The following is a 17,102-nucleotide window of genomic DNA, read 5'->3' as shown; positions in this document are numbered from 1 at the left end:
CGCTCATCGTCGACGCCGCGCGGTGAGGACGCGCTGCAGGAGGACGAACACGAGCAGGATGCCGCCGGTGATGATCGTCAGGTACTCGGGCCGGATCGTGCCGTCCTTCGTGATGATCATCCACAGCGACGCCAGCACGAGCGAGCCCACCACCGAGCCGAGGACGTAGCCGGCGCCGCCGGTGAGAAGCGTGCCACCGATGACGACCGCTGCGATCGCGTCGAGCTCCCACCCGATGCCGGTCACGTTCTGCGCCTTGCCGCCGACCTCGGCGGTGTAGACGACGGCAGCCAGCCCCGCGAGCGCACCGCTGAGCACGTAGATCCATACCCGGGTCCGCGCGACGGGAAGCCCCATGAGCTGCGCCGAGGACTCCGCCCCGCCGATGCCGTAGACGGTGCGACCCATCCGCGTGCGGTGAAGGAAGACATAGGCGCCGATGACGACGAGGATGGCGATGAAGAATCCCGGCGTGAGCACGAGGTCGTTGACCCGCTCGCCGTCGATGATCTTGAAGTCCGTCGCGATCAGCAGGATCGGGGCGTTCTCGGGGGCCTGGACCGGGACCGTCGACAGGATCGAGGCGAGACCGCGCGCGAGGAACATCATCGCCAGCGTGGCGATGAAGGGCTGCACGTTGAAGTACTGGATCAGGACGCCCGAGACCAGACCGAAGAGCGCGCCGAATCCGATCATGAGGAGGATCGACAGCCAGCCGTTGACCCCGATGTTCATGAGCATGACGCCGGCGACCGAGGTGAAGGCGACCACCGCCCCGACGGAGAGGTCGATGCCTCCGGAGAGGATGACGATCGTCATCCCGACGGCGAGGATGATCGTCGGCGCGAAGCTGACGAGGAGACTCGACATCGTTCCGGCGTGGAAGACGCGCCCGTAGGCGATCTCGGCGTACACCAGCATGGCGACCAGCAGGACGACGGCCGCGAGGGTCGGGATGATCGACTGGCTGCGGCCCCAGACCCGCTGAAGGGCGGTCTGGGCGGCGCTCTCGGCGCCGAGGGCGGGGGACGTGACGGGCGCGCTCACGCGACGACCTCCTTACGGGAGCGACGGCGTCCGAGTTGGAGGACGTAGTTCCGCACGCGTTCGGATTGCAGCAGGACGAGGAGGACGATGACGATCGCCTTGAAGGCGGGCGTCGCCGCCGCCGAGACGCCCAGGAACAGCACGGTCTTGTTCAGCGTCGCGATGAGGAGCGCGCCGATGGTGGAGCCGAGGATGGAGAACTTGCCGCCCGCGAGGGAGGTGCCGCCGATCACGACCGCGAGGATCGCGTCGAGCTCCATCTGGTACCCGGTTCCCGACACGTCGACCGTCATCACCTCCGACACCGTGAACAGACCACCGGTGGCCGCGAGGACGGCGGAGAGGACGTAGACGGTGATGAGGATCGGGCGGGGACGGATGCCGGCGAGGCGGCTGGCCGCGGGGTTCACCCCGATCGACTCGATCATGAGACCGAGAGCCGTCCGGCGCATGATGAGCGAGACGACCACGACGATCGCGATCGCGAGGACGAAGCTCGTCGGGAGTCCCAGGATCTGACCGTTGGAGATCTCACGGAAGGGCGCGTTCGTGGCGTTGGTGTTCTGACCACCGGTGATCACTCGGGCGATGCCTCGCGCGGCGAGCATCATCACGAGGGTGCTGATGAAGGGCTGGAGCCCCACGACCGCGACGAGCAGACCGTTGACCACACCGAGGAGCGCACCGATGAGGAGCGCCACGGCGATCGCGATGAACATCGCGCCGAACGGGCTCTGGCCGTCCACGGCGCGCAGCGTCTCCATCGCCGCCGCCCCGCCGACCGCCATGATCGAGCCGACCGAGAGGTCGATGCCCTTCGTGGCGATGACGAACGTCATGCCGAGGGCGATCATGATGATCGGCGCCGACACACGCAGGATGTCCAGGACGTTTCCGGCGAGGAGGCCGGTCGTGGAATTGATACCGATCGCGAGGTAGGTCGGATCCTTGAGCGTGTTCAGGGTCAGGAGGAGCGCGATGCCCACCAGGCCCCAGAACCACGGAGTGCGGATGAGCGTCTTGACGATCGCCATGTCAGATCTCTCCTTCGGCGATCTTCTCGCCCTGCTCTTCTGAACGCGCCGCGCTGTCGTCGGCGGCGATGATCGACACGATGCTCTCCGCGGTCACGTCGGGGCCGTTCACGACCTCGCCGACCTTCTCGTGGTCCTTCAGGATCACGATGCGCTCGGACAGCCGCACGACCTCCTCCAGCTCGGACGAGATGAAGACGACGCTCATGCCGCCTTCGGCGAGCTCGGCGACCGCTTCCTGGATGTCGGCCTTGGCACCGACGTCGATGCCGCGGGTCGGCTCGTCGAGGAGGAGCAGGTCGGGCTCGGTGGCCAGCCAGCGGCCGAGGAGGACCTTCTGCTGGTTGCCGCCGGACAGGAGCCGGATCGGACGGTTGGGGTCGTTGGGGCGCACGCTGAAGCGCTCCATGTAGGTCTTCACGAGCTGGTCGACCTCGCGCGCGGGGACGCGGCGCAGCCACCCGCGCTTCGCCTGGACGGCGAGCATGATGTTCTCGCGGACGCTGAGATCGCCGATGATGCCGTCGTCGCGTCGGTTCTCGGTCGAGTAGGCGATGTGCTGGGCGAGACCGTTGACCGGGGACGTGATGGACGCCTTCTTGCCCTTGACGCGGACGGCGCCGGAGTCGGCGCGGTCGGCACCGAAGATGAGGCGGGCGAGCTCGGTCCGGCCGGCGCCGAGGAGGCCGGCGAACCCGACGACCTCGCCGCGGTGGATCTCGATGTCGGTCGGCGCCAGCGCGCCCTTGCGGCCGAGGTCCTCGGCGGCGTAGACCGGCGTCTCGGTGCGGTCGCGCACGTCGACCTGGCGGTTCGAGCCGAGCGCGCGGAGCGTCTCGAAGTCCTTGCCGATCATCTTGGAGATGAGCGCGCTGCGGTCGAGATCCCGCTTGAGGTACTCCCCGACGAACTGACCGTTGCGCAGGACCGTGATGCGGTCGCTGATCGCGTAGACCTGGTCGAGGAAGTGCGAGACGAAGAGGATCGCGACGCCCTGGTCGCGCAGCCGTCGCATCACCGTGAAGAGGACCTCCACCTCGGCGGCGTCCAGGCTCGAGGTCGGCTCGTCGAGGATGAGGACCTTGGAGTCGGTGACCATCGCACGGCTGATCGCGACGAGCTGCTGGAGCGCGATCGAGATGGACGAGAGGGGCGCGCGGGTGTCGAGGTGGCCGAGTCCCATGCGGGAGAGGGCGTCCTTGGCCTGCGCGTGGGTCTTCCGCCAGTTGATGCCGAGGGGTCCGCGGACCTCGTGCCCGAGCATCACGTTCTCACCGATGGTGAGGTTCGTGCAGAGATTGACCTCCTGGTACACGGTGGAGATGCCGGCGGCCTGCGCGGACGCCGTCCCCGTGAGGTGGCGCTTCTCGCCGAAGACGAGGATGTCGCCCGAGTCGATCTGATAGACGCCGGTCAGCGCCTTGATCAGGGTCGACTTCCCCGCGCCGTTCTCACCCATGAGGGTGTGCACCTCGCCGGGGAGGAGTCGGAAGTCGACCCCGTCGAGTGCCTTGACGCCGGGGAACGTGATCGATGCGCCGCGGACTTCGACGATCGGGGGGGATTCGGTCATCTCTGACGAACTTCCTCGTGTAGTGCTGGTTTCGGGTGTGAGCCGACAGGAGCGGGGATCGCCTTGTGCGGCGATCCCCGCTCCGTCAGGTGGTGGTGCTGGTCAGACGATCCGAGCTCAGAAGCCCTGGCCGTCGGCGAGCGCCGTCTCGCCGGCCTCCGGCGAGTCGAACGTCGCGCTGTCGACGATGATGGTCGACTCGACGGTCTCACCGGCGAGCGCCTTCTCGACGACGTCGACGGCGATGTCGCCGAAGAACGGGTTGTACTGGGCGACGAAGCTCAGCTGACCCGCGGCGAGCGCCTCGAGGGCACCGGTGGTGCCGTCGATCGTGGCGATCTTGACGTCCTCACCGGGGACGAGACCGGCGGCCTCGACGGCCTGTGCGGCGCCGATGCCCATCTCGTCGTTCTGGGCGAAGATGAACTGGATGTCGTTGTTGTTGGCGCGGAGCACCGTCTCGGTGACGGACTTGCCCTCGTCGGTCTTCCAGTTGGCGGTCTGCGCGCCGACCTTGGTGAAGCCCTCGGCACCCTCGACCTCGGAGTCGAAGCCCTCGTTGCGCTCGTTGACGACCGAGAGACCGGGGACGCCCTCGAGCACGTAGTAGTTCGCACCCTCCGGGAAGGTCTCCACGGCCCATGCGCCGACGGAGGCCGCGACCTGGAAGTTGTCGGGGGCGATGCGGGTGACGTAGAGGTCCTCGCTGGCGTCGACACCGCGGTCGAGCAGGATGACGGGGATCTCGGCCTCCTGGGCGAGCTCGAGCGAGTCCTCCCAGCCGGACGCCTCGGTCGCGGTGAGGAGGATGACGTCGACCTCGTCGTTGACGAAGGTCGAGAACGCGTCGAGCTGCGACTTCTGGTCGCTCGGGCTGGCGGCCGGAGCGTACTTGAGCTCGTAGCCGGCCTCCTCCGTGAAGGCGTCCTTGACAGCCTGCTCGTTCGCGTTGCGCCAGCCGCCCTCGGGGCCGACCGCGACGAAGCCGACGGTGATGAGCTCGCCGTCGCCACCGGTGTCGCCACCGGCAGTGCCGCCGTTGTCGCCGCCGGATGCACAGCCGGCGAGGCCCAGTGCCAGCGCCCCAGCGCCGACGAAACCGATGACGCCGAGCAGGCGCTTCTTCTGTGACATGTGTCTCCTCCTTGAGATCGACGCTCCGTCGTGGAGTCGGGTCGGATCACTCTGGTGCAGCTGCCTGTCGCAGCCGCGTGCATCAGTATTGTGCGCGCTAACAAGAATTGCAAGCAAGAGTTGCGCGTTTCCGTTACGGAGTCGTTACGCCCGCCTGCGAACGGCGCTCAGGCCCGCGGCGGCGCTGTGGATTCGCGGACGATGAGCTCGGGCAGGATCATCGCGCTGTCCGCCGGCTCCTCGCCCGCGATACGGCTGACGAGCAGCTCCAGGCCCAGGCGTCCGAGCTCGGCGAAGTCCTGTCGCACCGTCGTGAGCGGCGGCAGGAAGTGGCGCGCGTCGGGCAGATCGTCGAAGCCGACGACGCTGATGTCCTCGGGGACGCGCAGCCCGCGCTTCGCGAGTCCGTGGATGAGACCGAGCGCCATCTGGTCGTTCGATGCGAACACCGCGGTGACGTCGTCGATGGCGGGCGCGTCGCGGCCGATCGCGAAGCCGGCATCCGAGGTCCAGTCGCCGACCAGCGCGTCGCGGATCGTGAGCCCCCGATCGGCGAGATCCTCCTCCCACGCCGTATGACGGGCGCGGGCGTCGAGCCAGTCGAGCGGGCCCGAGATGTGCAGGATCTCGCGGTGTCCGAGATCGACGAGATGCGCGACGGCCGCGTGCGCCCCCGCGCGCTGGTCGACCGCGACGGTCATCATCTCCGGGTCGGGGTCGGCTTTGACCACGAGCACCGGCACACGGATGGGCTGCTCGCGCAGCGTGTCGAGGGACGACGAGCGAGGGGCGATGACACACAGGGCGTCCACGCCCTGCGACATCAGGTCGGCCACGCCGACATCCACGCCCAGATCGGGGTCGTCCGAGATCGAGAAGGCGCTCACCGAGTAGCCTCTGTCGCGTGCAGCACGCTCGAGCGCGCGCAGCGTGCTGTTCGGGCCGTACTCGACCGGCCCGTCGACCATCACCCCGATCCGCATGGCTTTGCGCGTCGCGAGCGCCCGGGCGATCGAGCTCCGCGTGTAGTTCATCTCGTCGATCGCCTGCATCACCCGCTCGCGCGTCGAGTCACGGATGTTGGGATGCCCGTTGAGCACCCGGGATACGGTCATGTGCGAGACTCCGGCGTGGGCGGCCACGTCGTAGATGCTCGGACGCTGCCACGCGCGATTCTGATCGCTCATCGGCGTCCCCCCTTTGTTCATTTCCAGCATGGGGTGCCGAGCGCTCAGTCGCTACCGGCGCGTGCCCCCCTGCGTCGCAGAGCGTACGCGATGACTCCGGCCCCGACCAATGCGACCGCGCCGATGATGAGCCAGGTGGGGTCGATGCCGGTGCCCGCGAGCCAGTCCGGAACGGAGGGGACGCCGGTGGGACTCGGGGACGGAAGGGGCGTGTCGGTGGGGACCGGCGTCGGCGAGGGGATCACCGTCTCGGTCGGCGTCGGGGTGGGGGTCGGGGTGGGCAGAGGGGTGATCTCGACGTCGACGCTGACGCCGTCGCTCTGGTCCGTCTCGGTGGAGAAGATGTTCAAGGCAGGCCTCACTGGTGTGGGGACGAGCCGCCGCTGGGGAGTGGGACGTCGTCGGATGGGTGGTTCTGAGCGGCCGCGGCGCGGCCTTCCTCTCGGGCCGCGGCGAGAGCCGCCGCCATGCGGTCCCGCGAGCGTCGGCGCCCCCAGAACAGCGCGCCGATGACGAGCACGAGACCGAAGAGGATGAGAAGTTGGGGAACGGGGATGGCCCACGCCGTCGCCGACGCGGTGATGGGCTCGACGGGAACGGCGTCCCCGCCGAGGTCGAAGCCCTCGGGGACGAGGGTGATCTCGACCGGCACGTAGAACGTCGGCCACACCCCCGGCACGACGACCTCGACACGGCGCGTCTCGCCGGGGAGCAGCGTCTGCCGGGCGCCGTCGTCTCCGCCGACGGCGGCGACTCCGGTGCCTGCGCCGACCTGACCGGCGACGGTCACGTTGGCGTTGCCGGTGTTGGTGACGTCGAAGGATGCCGTCATGGCGCCCGGCCGGATCGGGTTCCACGCGAGGGTGTAGTCGGTGACCACTCCCCCGATCTCCGCCGACGCGACGATGTCGCCGGTGACGCGGGTGAGGACACGGAAGCCGACACGACTCTCGACCCCCACCTGCGATCCGGTGTCGTCGGTGCCGGTGGACAGCACCGAAGCGGCGATGCCCGCCACATGGTCGCCCGGGACGGCGTCCTCGGGCACGGTCGTCGTGAACGGCACGACGACCGTGGCGTTCGGCTCGACGGTCACCGAGTCCGGAAGGTCGATCCAGGTTCCCGCATCGACGGACTCCCGATCGGACGGGAGCATGTTGAACCGGCCGTTGTCGTTGTAGTAGCCGTCCGCCGCGTTGAGCTGGAACGTGACCGGGATCCGGCTGGAGTTGCGGACCGCGAAGAAGTCCTCCGCCGTCTGGCCGGGATCGAGTTCCTGCTCGATCACGCCGCGCTGATCCGGACCGGAGGCATCGGCGGGAGTGACGGACCACGTGATCCGGTCGTCGTCGTCTTGCGCGTGAGCCGGCACGGCTCCGACGACGCACGCGCCGAGGGCGAAGGCCAGAGCCGTCACCCAGGCCGCCGCGATCGAGACGCGGGTGGAGATTGTTCGCATGGACATCCATCCTGACGCACGCCGACGGGTGAGAACCGGGGCCGAACACCGACCCCGGTCCTCACGCACGCCGTCACGACTGCGGAGCGCTACCGCGCGGGGACCCTCACTCCTCGAAGAGCGAGAGCGTCAGAGTGGAGCTGTACGAACCCGGGGCGACCTCGAGCGGGGTCTTCAGCATCAGACCGGCGGTCGCGGACCAGGAGTTGGTCTCGCCGTCCCGGGCCGCAGCCGTGTCGGCGAGGTACAGGAACTCGCCCTCGACGAGGCCGACCGCCGGGTTGTCCACGCCATCGTCGAGGATCGTCTCGATCTCCTGGCCCGCCTCGACGACGCCGTCGACGTTGTCGCCGACGATCTCCGGCACCCAGCCGAGGTGACCGGGAGCGAGGGGGTCCTGTCCGGCGTCTCCGACGAACTCGGATGCCTGCCCGAGCACGTACCAGAACGCCCCCTCGGGGACCTCTTCGGGCGCGCGGGTGTCGGTGACGGTCACGACCGGAAGAGTTCCGTCGAACTGGCGGATCTCCGCGTCGCCCGAAGCGACCTCGGAGAGCATCGACGACGTGCCCTCGACGCTCAGGCTCAGCGCGCCCGGCTCTTCGAGCGGCGCGATCTCGACGTTGACGTCGACATCTTCGTTGCCGAACTCCTCGGCGAACGCGGTGCCGGCCGCACCGGCGAGCACGAGGCCGCCGGCGGCGGCCACGGCGATACGGGCCGAAAGCCCACGAGAAAACTTCATTGCTTACTCCGTTTCTTCGACCGACGACCACGTCGATCGAGCGTGCAAAGACCACCGGACTTTCCGGTCGTCGCTCGTCAGGCCCGGGGTATCCCTGTCTCGCGACTCGTTCATGTTACCGAGAACAAATCGAGGGGACAAGTCTTTCCGGAGGGGATTTCCCGGGGGCGGACACGCGGTCCGCCCCCGGGGCTTTTCGGGTCAGCCGCAGCTGCGCGCGCCGTACGACGCGTCGAGCTCGACCTCGACGGTCTCGCCGTCGACGACGGCCGTGGCCGTCACGGCGGCGGAGCCGGCGACGACGCTCGTCGAGCGCGTGTTGAACGCCGTCGAGGCGGTCTTCCCCGGCTCGATGGAGGCGTACGTCTTCGTGCCGAAGTCCGTCACGATCGTGGCGCGGACCGGAACCTCATCCTGGTTCGCGACCGACACCGAGGTCACGACCTTGCCGGCGAGGCACCGGGTCGTCACCGCAGCCGTCACGTCGAGGGACGCAGCGGCATCCGCGGCCGTGAACGACCACGTGTCGAGCTCGAACAGGTCGCCGCTCGGTCCCGCGAAGGTGAAGAACACGTCCTGCGTGCCCGTCGCCCCCGTGAGCTCGGCCGAGAGCTCGGTCCACTGGCCGACCTCGCCCGTCACCGGGATGGTGCCGAGGACGGTGCCGGTCGCGCTGCCCTGACGGACCTGGATCTCGCCACCCTCCTGGAGCGGCTTGACCTTCACCGAGACGGACGCCGCGCCGTCGTCCCCGAAGGCGACGGAGGACAGGGCGGTGTAGTCGCCGCTGTCGATGTCGGTCACGGCGAGGTTCGGCGACGTGCCGCCGAACTCCGCCGAGCCGCCGTCGATCTTCGCCGTGGCGATGCCCTTGCTCCAGCCGAGGGTCTCGGCTTCGAACGTCCGGAACGGGTCGAAGTCGCGCACCTGCTCGACACCGGCGTAGTCGCCCACGACCTGGTTGACGGTGCCGTCCTCCTTGAAGGTCAGCTCCTGGATGTGGGGGCTCCGGTAGCCCTGCGTGGTGTCGCCGTTGATGCGCTTGTTGAGGGTGGGGGCGTGGTACGTGAAGTAGTACTTGCCCTCGTACTCGAACACCGACTGGTGGTTGTTGCCACCGGTCCCCGCACCGAAGAACTGCGACTGGTTCGGGAACATGACGCCCGCGTACGTCTCCTTCGGCCACGACATCGGGTCGTCGGAGATCATGTAGCCGATCTCGCCGCCACCGGGGTAGCCCGGAACCCGGGTCTGGTTGCCGCCGAAGTCGTTGCCGCCGAAGTGCGACGAGTAGGACAGGTAGTACTTCTCACCGCGCTTGAACACCTGTGCCGCCTCGAAGGCGACCGGAGCGTCGACGACGGCCGCGGTGCCCTGCGTGGAGACCATGTCGTCACCGAGCTCGATGACGCGGATGTTCTTCGGGTTGTTGAAGCGCTCCGCCGCGGGGAAGCTCGTCGAGGCGGGGCCGCCACCGAACCACAGATAGGCCTGACCGTCGTCGTCGACGAACGGCGCCGGGTCGAACAACCACTGCACACCCTGCGCACCCGGGGTGCTGCTGTTGATCAGCGTCGAGGTGCGCTGGCTCGACCAGGGACCGAGAGGCGAGTCGCCGGTGATGACATTGCTCGATCCGCCACCGTTCGCGTAGTAGAGGAAGAACTTCTCCTCGCCGTTGACGACCTTCTTCTCGATGCCCGGAGCCCACGAGTTGTTCGTGAACGGGGCGATGCCGTTCTGGCCGGCGACCTGGATCTCACCGTGGTCGACCCAGTTGACCATGTCGGTGGTCGAGATGAGCGTCAGCTGGTTGATGTTGCCGTAGTTGATCTGCGGCGACACACCGGTCGACGGGTTCGGGGCGTAGCCCTGGGTGTCGTTGGTCATGTACATGTACACGCGACCCTCGTGCACGAACCCGTAGCCGTCGGCGCCGAACTTGTGGCCGATCAGGGGGTTGTGCTCGCCCGGCAGCTTCCCGGCGACCTCGATGGTCTTCGACGGCGCGGCCGGCGGCGGGGGCGGCGGGGCGCCCACGAGCGAGATGTCGTCCACGACGAAGTCCATGAGGTGGGTGTCCGGCGCCGTCGAGGGGTTGGCGTTGAACGGCGTCTCGATGAACAGGCGCGTCGTGGTGGTGTTCTGCCCCTCGGGGATCGTGAAGGTGGAGTTGATGTACCCCCACTCGCCCCGCGCCGGGGTCACGCTTCCGAGGTTGGTGTACGTGAACCCGCCGTAGTGCATCGTCGCGAAGAACTGCTTCGTCGCAGGGCTGTTGGGGTTGTCGTACTTCACCCGCGCCTTCACCGTGTAGGTCTGGCCCGCCTGCAGCTTGCCGGACAGATCGTGCATCGGACCGGAGCCGGTCGTCTGCCGGGCACTCGCGCGCAGAGCGCTCGTGCCGCTGAAGGCGTCGTCGGTGAGGGTCAGGGTGGCACCGTCGGTGGAGTTGCCGTTGTTGGCGAACCACCCCTGTGTGCCGCTTTCGAACCCACCGTTGACGATGAGTTCCTCCTCGGCCGCGTAGACGGGTGCGGTGACAGCGAGGCTCGCTGCCAACAGCACACCGGCCGCGGCCATCGCTGCGATCCGGAATCGGGATCGCGTGAGGCCATGCTCGTGCAAGAGATTTCTCCTCTGTGTGTACAAGGTGTCCCTATTCAGTTGTGGTGTCTCACGACGTGCAGCTGCGCGCCGTGAAGCTCTCGGTGAGGTCGGTGGAGATCTCGCCGGAGGTGGCGGTCATCCGCACCTCCCCCGCGGGGATCGCAGCCTGACGCGACGTGAAGGCGTGCGAGCTGGCCTTCCCGGGCGCGAGGGATGCGATCTTCTTCGTGCCGTACGGGGTCACGATCTCCACGGACACGGGGGCGTCCTCGTCGTTGCGCACGGTCGCGGAGACGAGCACCGAGCCGGCGAGGCAGCGCGTCGACGCGGTGAGCGTGACGTCGAGCTTCGGCGCCTCGTCGACCAGGACTCCCAGTCGGGCGAGCTCCAGGCTCAGGGCGCGCTCGGGAGCGTCGATCTGGTTCTGGGTCCCGAGCGTCCCCGCGCGTGCGGCGACCGCCTTGTCGAGCGTCCGTTCCATCGCCGACCACGCATCTGCCGGGTAGTCCGCGGCGTCCAGTTCCTCGGCATGCGCGATCGCGGCATCCAACGCGGTGGTGTCGAGCGGGAGATTCTGCGCCGAACGGACGTCGCTCAGCAGGAAGTGGTCGACGTCGACCCATCCGCCCGCTTCCTCGGTCGCGTAGGTGAAGAGACCGACACGGTGCCCCATGAAGTGGGTCAGGGCTCCGTCGAGGTTCTGCGGCCCCACCCGGTTGCCCAGCTGCGTCCACGTGACCCCGTCGAGGCTGTAGAGGAACGTCGTCCACAGCTGCCCGGTCGGGTTGGCGAAGTCCAGGTCGGCCTTCAGGTGCACCTCGGTGGCGTCACCGAGCGCGGCGGTGGTGCCGGGCACGAAGCTCTCGACGGCGGCGTGGTCGATCGTCGCGGTGAAGGGCGTCGTGCGGTTGACGACACCGATCGTGTTGACCCCGTCGACCCGTTTGACAGCGACGTAGGAGAAGTTCCGCGCGTAGGCGGCGAGCCCCGCGACGTCACCGTCCTTCATCGCGGAGATGTCGAATTTCGTCTCCACCGACTGGCTCGGCGCGAACGTCCGCTGCGACAGGGTGTTGCGCGTCTCCTCGAGCCACGTGACCTGATCGTCGTTCGCGAGCTTGACGTGTCGGAAGTCCCCGGTGACCGTCTTGCCGTTGGTCAGGCGCAGCCAGCCCTCCCGGTCCGTGAGGGACCAGTAGCGGTTGTCGGGCGCGTGGTTCCACTGCCATTGGATGTCCAGTCGCGAATCCGTCGGGGCGATCTCATCCGGATGCGGATCCTCCCGCGTGATCGGCCGTCCGGTGAGCGTGATGTCGTCCACCTGGAAGTCCATGAGGTGCGTGGCCGGCGCCGACTGGGGGTTCTGCGTCCACGGCGTCTCGACGAACAGCCTCACGGCGTCGACGTTCTGAGAGGCCGGGACGGTGAACGATCCGGTGATCGTCGCCCACTGCCCGCGCTGCGCGGTGACGGTGGCGAGGTTCGTGAACGTGCCGGATCCGTACCGCGCCGTCACGAAGAACTGCTTGGTGGCCGGGCTCGCGGCGTCGGTGTACTTGACCTTCGCCGTGACGTCGTAGGTGATGCCCGCCTGGATCTTGCCGGACAGGTCCTGCGCGGGGCCGGAACCCGTCGTCTGGCGACCGGTCACCGCCATCGATCCGGCGCCGGTGGCGGCATCCGTCGACGCCGAGAGGGTCGCGGTGTCGTTGGCGAACCAGCCCGTCGCGCCGTTCTCGAAGCCGCCGTTCTGGATGAGGTCGACGCCGAGGAGCGTGTCGTCGTACTCGGGGGATGCGGGGATGTCCCACATCTCGTCCATGTAGGCGCGGTGCGGTGCGTCATTGTCGAAGTCGTCGGAGGTGACGATGCTCTTCTGGCGTTCGAGCGTCTGCTCCGCCGGACTCAGCTCGATGGGCTTGGCGAATGAGCCGTTCACCGGCACGCTGCCGTTGTTCCCGAACACCGGCCAGCCGTCCTCGCCCCACGTCGCCGGGATGAGGGCGGGGATACGGCCGGTGGGGAACGTGTCGCGGAAGAACATCCCCCAGTAGTTCAGGTCACCGCTCTCGTCCTCGATCGGCACGAGGCTCCCCTGCGCGAAGCCGTTGGAGTTGAGGACCCCCTTCGCCTCGTACGGGTTCGAACCGTCCTCGGTGGCATAGCGGCCGAGGAGGTGATCGGAGCGGAACAGCACCACCTGGCGCCCCTGGCCGGAGGGCCAGGTGATGATGACGATGTAGTACTTCCCGTCGATGTAGGTGACCTGCGCGCCCTCGAAGAGACCGCCCACCGGTGCCCCCGGGTAGTCGGCGGGGCGGATGATCTGGTTGTAGGTCTGCAGCACCTGCGTGAAATCCGCGCTCAGACGCACCGCGCTCGTGGAGCCCGAGCCGTAGAAGATGTACGGCGTTCCGTCGACATCGAAGAACAGGGACGGGTCGTGGTAGGACCCGGGCAGCTTCGTACGCTCCCAGACCCCGTCGTCGATGTCATCGGTCGTGTAGAGGTACGACCCCCCGAGGTTGTTCGTGTTGAACGCCACGTACCAGGTGCCGTCGTGGTACCGGATCGACGAGGCCCACTGGCCCTGACCGTAGGAGGTCTGGCCGTTTCGGAGCGAGAAGTCATCGCCGATGTCGGCGCGGTTGAAGACGTAGTTGACGATCTCCCAGTTGACGAGGTCGTACGACTTCATCACCGGCGCCCCGGGGCTCAAGTGCATGGTCGTGCTGATCATGTAATAGATGTCGCGCCCCTCGTCGTTCTCCGACGCGGGGATCCGCTCCACCGACACGTCCGGCACATCGGCGTTCATCAACGGCACGCGGTAGGTGCCGTCGCCGTTGTCGGTCGAGGTGTAGGCGGAGTCGGGGTTCCACGGCTCCGCCGCCGCGGCGGCGGGGACCGGCATCAGCAGTGCTCCGAACAGCGCGCCCGCCGTGAGCGCGGAGACCGCTCCGCGAGACAGTGTGGACAGGGATGGGGACATCGGTGGCTCCTTCGCCGTGCGCAGTCGGCACCGACTGCGGGGTTCTTTCGGGGAATGCGGGGGTACAGGGGCAAAGCGGGGGTCCTGCGGGAGCGGAAAGACGTCTCCGCGCCCGCAGCATTCATCGGGCGCAGGACAGCGCGGCGTGGTCGTACGTCGCCGCCGACTCCTCGGTGACGGGCGAGAAGGGCGTCGATGCCGTCACGGTGACCTCTCCCGCGGGGAGTCCGGCGTGACGCGTCGAGAACGCGTAGGAGCTGGCACGGCCGCCCTCCAGGCGCGCGATCGTCTTGTCGCCGTACGCCGTGTCGATCTCGACGGCGACCGGGTGGTCCTCGTCGTTCGTCACGGTGACCGAGAGGAGCGCCTTCCCCGCGAGGCACCGAGTGCTCAGAGCGACCGAGACGGCGACGACCGGCGCGACGGTGAACTCCGCGGTGACGTCGGAGGCGAGCAGGATGTCGTGCCCGAGGAACGCCGCGCTGATCTGCTGCTCCCCCTCGGCCAGATCCGCCGGGAGGTCGACCGACGCGGTGCCGTCCTCGAGGTAGGCGGTCTCGCTCCACTCCCCGACCTGGAACCGCACGATGCCACCGGTTTGGAAGGTGTCCGCGGCGGTCACGGTGGCCGTGGCGACGCCGTCGATCACCGCGACCGCGGTGGTCGTCTCGACATCGGGGTTCTCGATCCCGCGGATGCTGTTCCACTCGCGCAGGGTGATCGGGATCACCGTGCCGTGCCGTGGGCGGGCGACTCCGGCGTTGGTCATCGTGATGGCCTTCGCCTCCCACGTCTCCGCCTCGATGTCGGACTCGCACGCCGCCTGGTAGCCGCCGCCGTTCGTGTACCGGTCGCCCCAGAGATAGAACTGACCGGGGCACGCGGTGTCACCCGGGTTGGCCTCGAAGATGACCGGCCCCTCGTAACCGGCGTCGGCCTGCCACGTGGTGCGACCGAGTGCGGGTGCCAGGAGCTCCCAGTTGTCGATGTCGCTGTCGAGGAAGTCGGTGTGCTTCTCGGAGAACAGGTCCGATCCGGCGTTCCCGGCTTCGTTCTTCGTGACGCGGTAGTAGTGGTCGCCGACCTTGATGGCCGTCGTGTCGATGCGCGACAGCGGCGCCGGGTCCTGCCACACCTGCGGCTCGGAGAACGTCTGGAAGTCGCGCGTGATGTTGTACCACATCTGCGCGTTCCCCTGACCGGTGCGGTTCACCGGGTCGTTCCACAGCGACTGCGCCCAGAAGACGGCGTAGGCGCCGATCTCGTCGACCCAGAGAGACTCCGGCGCGAACGCATTGCCCGCGTCATCCGGCGCGACCTTCACGTGGCGCTGAGGAGTCCAGGTGACCAGGTCGTTCGACTCGAAGACCTCGATGTATTGGGTGTCGTTGATGGCGTATCCGCCCTGGTCGTACCAGTTCAGGTCGGTGGCGATCATGTAGAACGTGTCGCCGTCGGGGGACCGGACGATGTGCGGGTCGCGCAGGCCCTGGTCGCCGAGCTGCGACACGAGAGAGGGCATCCCTCCGGTGAGGCCGGTCCAGTCCAGCGCCGTGTTGCCGTTGGAGGTGGCGAACATGATCTGCTCGCCATCGGCCTGGTTCTCGCCCTTGAAGTACCCGAGGAAGTAGCGCTCGTTCTCCTCCTCGCGCGGCAGCGGTGCGACGACGACGTCGAACGACTTCTGCTGCGACTGCCCGTCCTGCGCGATGGTCGCCGTCAGGGTGCCGGCGACCTCGTCGCGCCCGTAGGCGGGCCGGGTGACCTCACCCGTGGCGGTGATGTTCTCGATCGAGGACTCCCACGTGATCGTCGAGCCCCATGTGCCGGCATCCGGCAGCTCGATGTTGCCGCGGACGTCGTCCGTCGCGTACAGCTCGAGCTCGAGCGCATCGCGGGCGACCGACGAGGTGGCGTCGAACTCCGCCTCGACGGTGATCGGGATCTCCCGCACCGTCAAGGCATCCGTGCCCTTGCGGAGCGTGGCCGTCAGAACCGCCGTCGCATCGGACTCGCCGAGGGCCGGACGCGTGATCACTCCGCGAACCGGGACCTTCCGTGCGCTGGCGACAGCCGGCGGGCTGACCACCTCGACCACGGACGGGTCGGAAGAGGTCCAGGTGATCGACGATCCGGCGACTCCGCCTGCGGTGGGCAGCACGAGGTCGTCGACGATGGCCTCGGTGAGTCCGAGGTCGATCGCGGCCGCGTCCGAGACGACGCCCGCGTCGTTCGCGGCGGCCGTCCGCTGGGCGACCTCGGACGGGCTCAGAGCCCGGTCGTACACGCGGAAGTCGGCCAGGGTGCCGCGGAAGGAGTAGTTGCCCGGCACCTGGGAGCGCCCGAGGAAGTTGCAGTTGGTGCCGGCGGCGTTGACGGACGGCGGCGTGGTGATGTTCGCGGCCTGGGCGTGCTGGACGCCGTCGACGTAGAGCGTCCCGGTCCACGTGGAGCCGCCGGAGTTCGGGGCCTGGGTGTAGGTGACGTGCTTCCAGACGCCCTCGGCGAGGCGCACGCGGTTCTGCTGGACGTTGACGTTCCCCGCAGCGACGCGCAGCCGCTGGGTGTTCGAGCCGAAGAGCTGCCCCTGCTGGCCTCCGGCGACGTCGCACGAGGTCTTGTTGCCCAGACTGAAGATCTGGTGCTCTCCGACGTTCGCGGGGTCGATCCACACGGCGTAGTCGATCGTGATCGCGTCCATTCCCGCGGTCAGATCGGCGGGGAGACGCACGTGTCCGCCGTCGAGGGAGTACGCGTAGTCGTCGGGGTTGAGCCGCACGCCGTCGCCGGTCAGCTCGGCACGCTCGGCATTGACAAGCTCCGCGTTCGCGGCGCTCCCGGCCGAGCCGGTGTTGGCAAGCACCGTGCCCGAGGTCTCGTTCAGCAGGAACCGGTGGACGAGACCGTCGGTGATGTCGTCGTCGGCCGCCGTCGCCGGCGCGGCCGCCAGCAGACCGGCGCAGAGCGCGGCGGCGGTGACCGAGCCGGCGAGGCGCATGCGCCGGAGCCGATGGGGGGAAGCGGGGACCATTCGGATACTCCTTCGTACCTGTCGTCACGCCGATGCCGGGCTACGCGATGTGGGGACCGCAGCCCGAGTCTGTGAACGCCCTTAAGTGTTACCGTTAACAGTCCGAAAGGCACAACCCCCTACGCGAAACTTTCTCCCGCTCGTTCTTCTTGCGGAACGTATGCGCCGACCGCGACCGGGCAGGCCGACGAGGGGGCGCAGCCACCTCCTCCTCGGCTGCGTCCCCTCGACGGCGCACACCCGTCGCTATCGCGGAACGAGTAGGCGGAAAAAGCTTTCCATCTGCGGTT

General features: G+C 68.2%; 11 protein-coding genes. All 11 read right to left on the bottom strand.

Features of this window, described 5'->3' with window-relative positions; genetic code table 11:
- Positions 1-3 precede the first annotated feature (3 nt).
- Positions 4-1,047 (bottom strand): sugar ABC transporter permease, encoded by a 1,044-nt coding sequence (locus AB0O93_RS00810; protein WP_363339602.1) that lies wholly within the window; start codon positions 1,045-1,047, stop codon positions 4-6.
- Positions 1,044-2,081 (bottom strand): ABC transporter permease, encoded by a 1,038-nt coding sequence (locus AB0O93_RS00805; RefSeq protein WP_363339600.1) that lies wholly within the window; start codon positions 2,079-2,081, stop codon positions 1,044-1,046. The genes AB0O93_RS00810 and AB0O93_RS00805 overlap by 4 nt, the downstream gene beginning before the upstream one ends.
- 1 nt (position 2,082) lies before the next feature.
- Positions 2,083-3,654: a sugar ABC transporter ATP-binding protein gene (locus AB0O93_RS00800; protein WP_363339598.1), complete on the bottom strand. Its 1,572-nt coding sequence runs from the start codon at positions 3,652-3,654 to the stop codon at positions 2,083-2,085.
- A 117-nt stretch (positions 3,655-3,771) separates the two neighbouring features.
- Positions 3,772-4,788, bottom strand: coding sequence for an ABC transporter substrate-binding protein (locus tag AB0O93_RS00795; protein ID WP_363339596.1), 1,017 nt, complete (start codon positions 4,786-4,788; stop codon positions 3,772-3,774).
- A 167-nt stretch (positions 4,789-4,955) separates the two neighbouring features.
- Positions 4,956-5,975: a LacI family DNA-binding transcriptional regulator gene (locus AB0O93_RS00790; RefSeq protein WP_363339594.1), complete on the bottom strand. Its 1,020-nt coding sequence runs from the start codon at positions 5,973-5,975 to the stop codon at positions 4,956-4,958.
- A gap of 44 nt (positions 5,976-6,019) precedes the next feature.
- Positions 6,020-6,325: a hypothetical protein gene (locus tag AB0O93_RS00785; RefSeq protein ID WP_272877634.1), complete on the bottom strand. Its 306-nt coding sequence runs from the start codon at positions 6,323-6,325 to the stop codon at positions 6,020-6,022.
- A gap of 8 nt (positions 6,326-6,333) precedes the next feature.
- Positions 6,334-7,434, bottom strand: coding sequence for a DUF916 domain-containing protein (locus AB0O93_RS00780; RefSeq protein WP_363339592.1), 1,101 nt, complete (start codon positions 7,432-7,434; stop codon positions 6,334-6,336).
- 106 nt (positions 7,435-7,540) lie between these two features.
- Positions 7,541-8,179 carry a hypothetical protein gene (locus AB0O93_RS00775; RefSeq protein ID WP_363339590.1) on the bottom strand — a complete coding sequence of 213 codons (639 nt, stop codon included), beginning with the start codon at positions 8,177-8,179 and terminating at the stop codon, positions 7,541-7,543.
- A gap of 201 nt (positions 8,180-8,380) precedes the next feature.
- On the bottom strand, positions 8,381-10,807 hold the full coding sequence (locus AB0O93_RS00770) for a family 43 glycosylhydrolase (RefSeq protein ID WP_363339588.1): 2,427 nt from the start codon (positions 10,805-10,807) through the stop codon (positions 8,381-8,383).
- A gap of 49 nt (positions 10,808-10,856) precedes the next feature.
- Positions 10,857-13,781, bottom strand: a complete 2,925-nt coding sequence (locus AB0O93_RS00765; RefSeq protein ID WP_363339586.1) for a family 43 glycosylhydrolase — start codon at positions 13,779-13,781, stop codon at positions 10,857-10,859.
- Positions 13,782-13,902: 121 nt separating this feature from the next.
- On the bottom strand, positions 13,903-16,812 hold the full coding sequence (locus AB0O93_RS00760) for an immunoglobulin-like domain-containing protein (RefSeq protein WP_363339584.1): 2,910 nt from the start codon (positions 16,810-16,812) through the stop codon (positions 13,903-13,905).
- Between the last annotated feature and the right edge of the window lie 290 nt (positions 16,813-17,102).

Source organism: Microbacterium sp. NPDC077184, from assembly GCF_040687055.1.
GTDB lineage: Bacteria > Actinomycetota > Actinomycetes > Actinomycetales > Microbacteriaceae > Microbacterium.
Note: the sequence above shows the minus strand (reverse complement) of the source record. Positions and strands in the feature narration are given on the sequence as shown.

Excerpts from the sequence above, each read along its gene's own strand:
- AB0O93_RS00805 (WP_363339600.1), bottom strand. The coding sequence starts at position 2,081 with ATGGCGATCGTCAAGACGCTCATCCGCACTCCGTGGTTCTGGGGCCTG.
- AB0O93_RS00800 (WP_363339598.1), bottom strand. The coding sequence starts at position 3,654 with ATGACCGAATCCCCCCCGATCGTCGAAGTCCGCGGCGCATCGATCACG.
- AB0O93_RS00795 (WP_363339596.1), bottom strand. The coding sequence starts at position 4,788 with ATGTCACAGAAGAAGCGCCTGCTCGGCGTCATCGGTTTCGTCGGCGCT.
- AB0O93_RS00790 (WP_363339594.1), bottom strand. The coding sequence starts at position 5,975 with ATGAGCGATCAGAATCGCGCGTGGCAGCGTCCGAGCATCTACGACGTG.
- AB0O93_RS00780 (WP_363339592.1), bottom strand. The coding sequence starts at position 7,434 with ATGCGAACAATCTCCACCCGCGTCTCGATCGCGGCGGCCTGGGTGACG.
- AB0O93_RS00775 (WP_363339590.1), bottom strand. The coding sequence starts at position 8,179 with ATGAAGTTTTCTCGTGGGCTTTCGGCCCGTATCGCCGTGGCCGCCGCC.
- AB0O93_RS00765 (WP_363339586.1), bottom strand. The coding sequence starts at position 13,781 with ATGTCCCCATCCCTGTCCACACTGTCTCGCGGAGCGGTCTCCGCGCTC.
- AB0O93_RS00760 (WP_363339584.1), bottom strand. The coding sequence starts at position 16,812 with ATGGTCCCCGCTTCCCCCCATCGGCTCCGGCGCATGCGCCTCGCCGGC.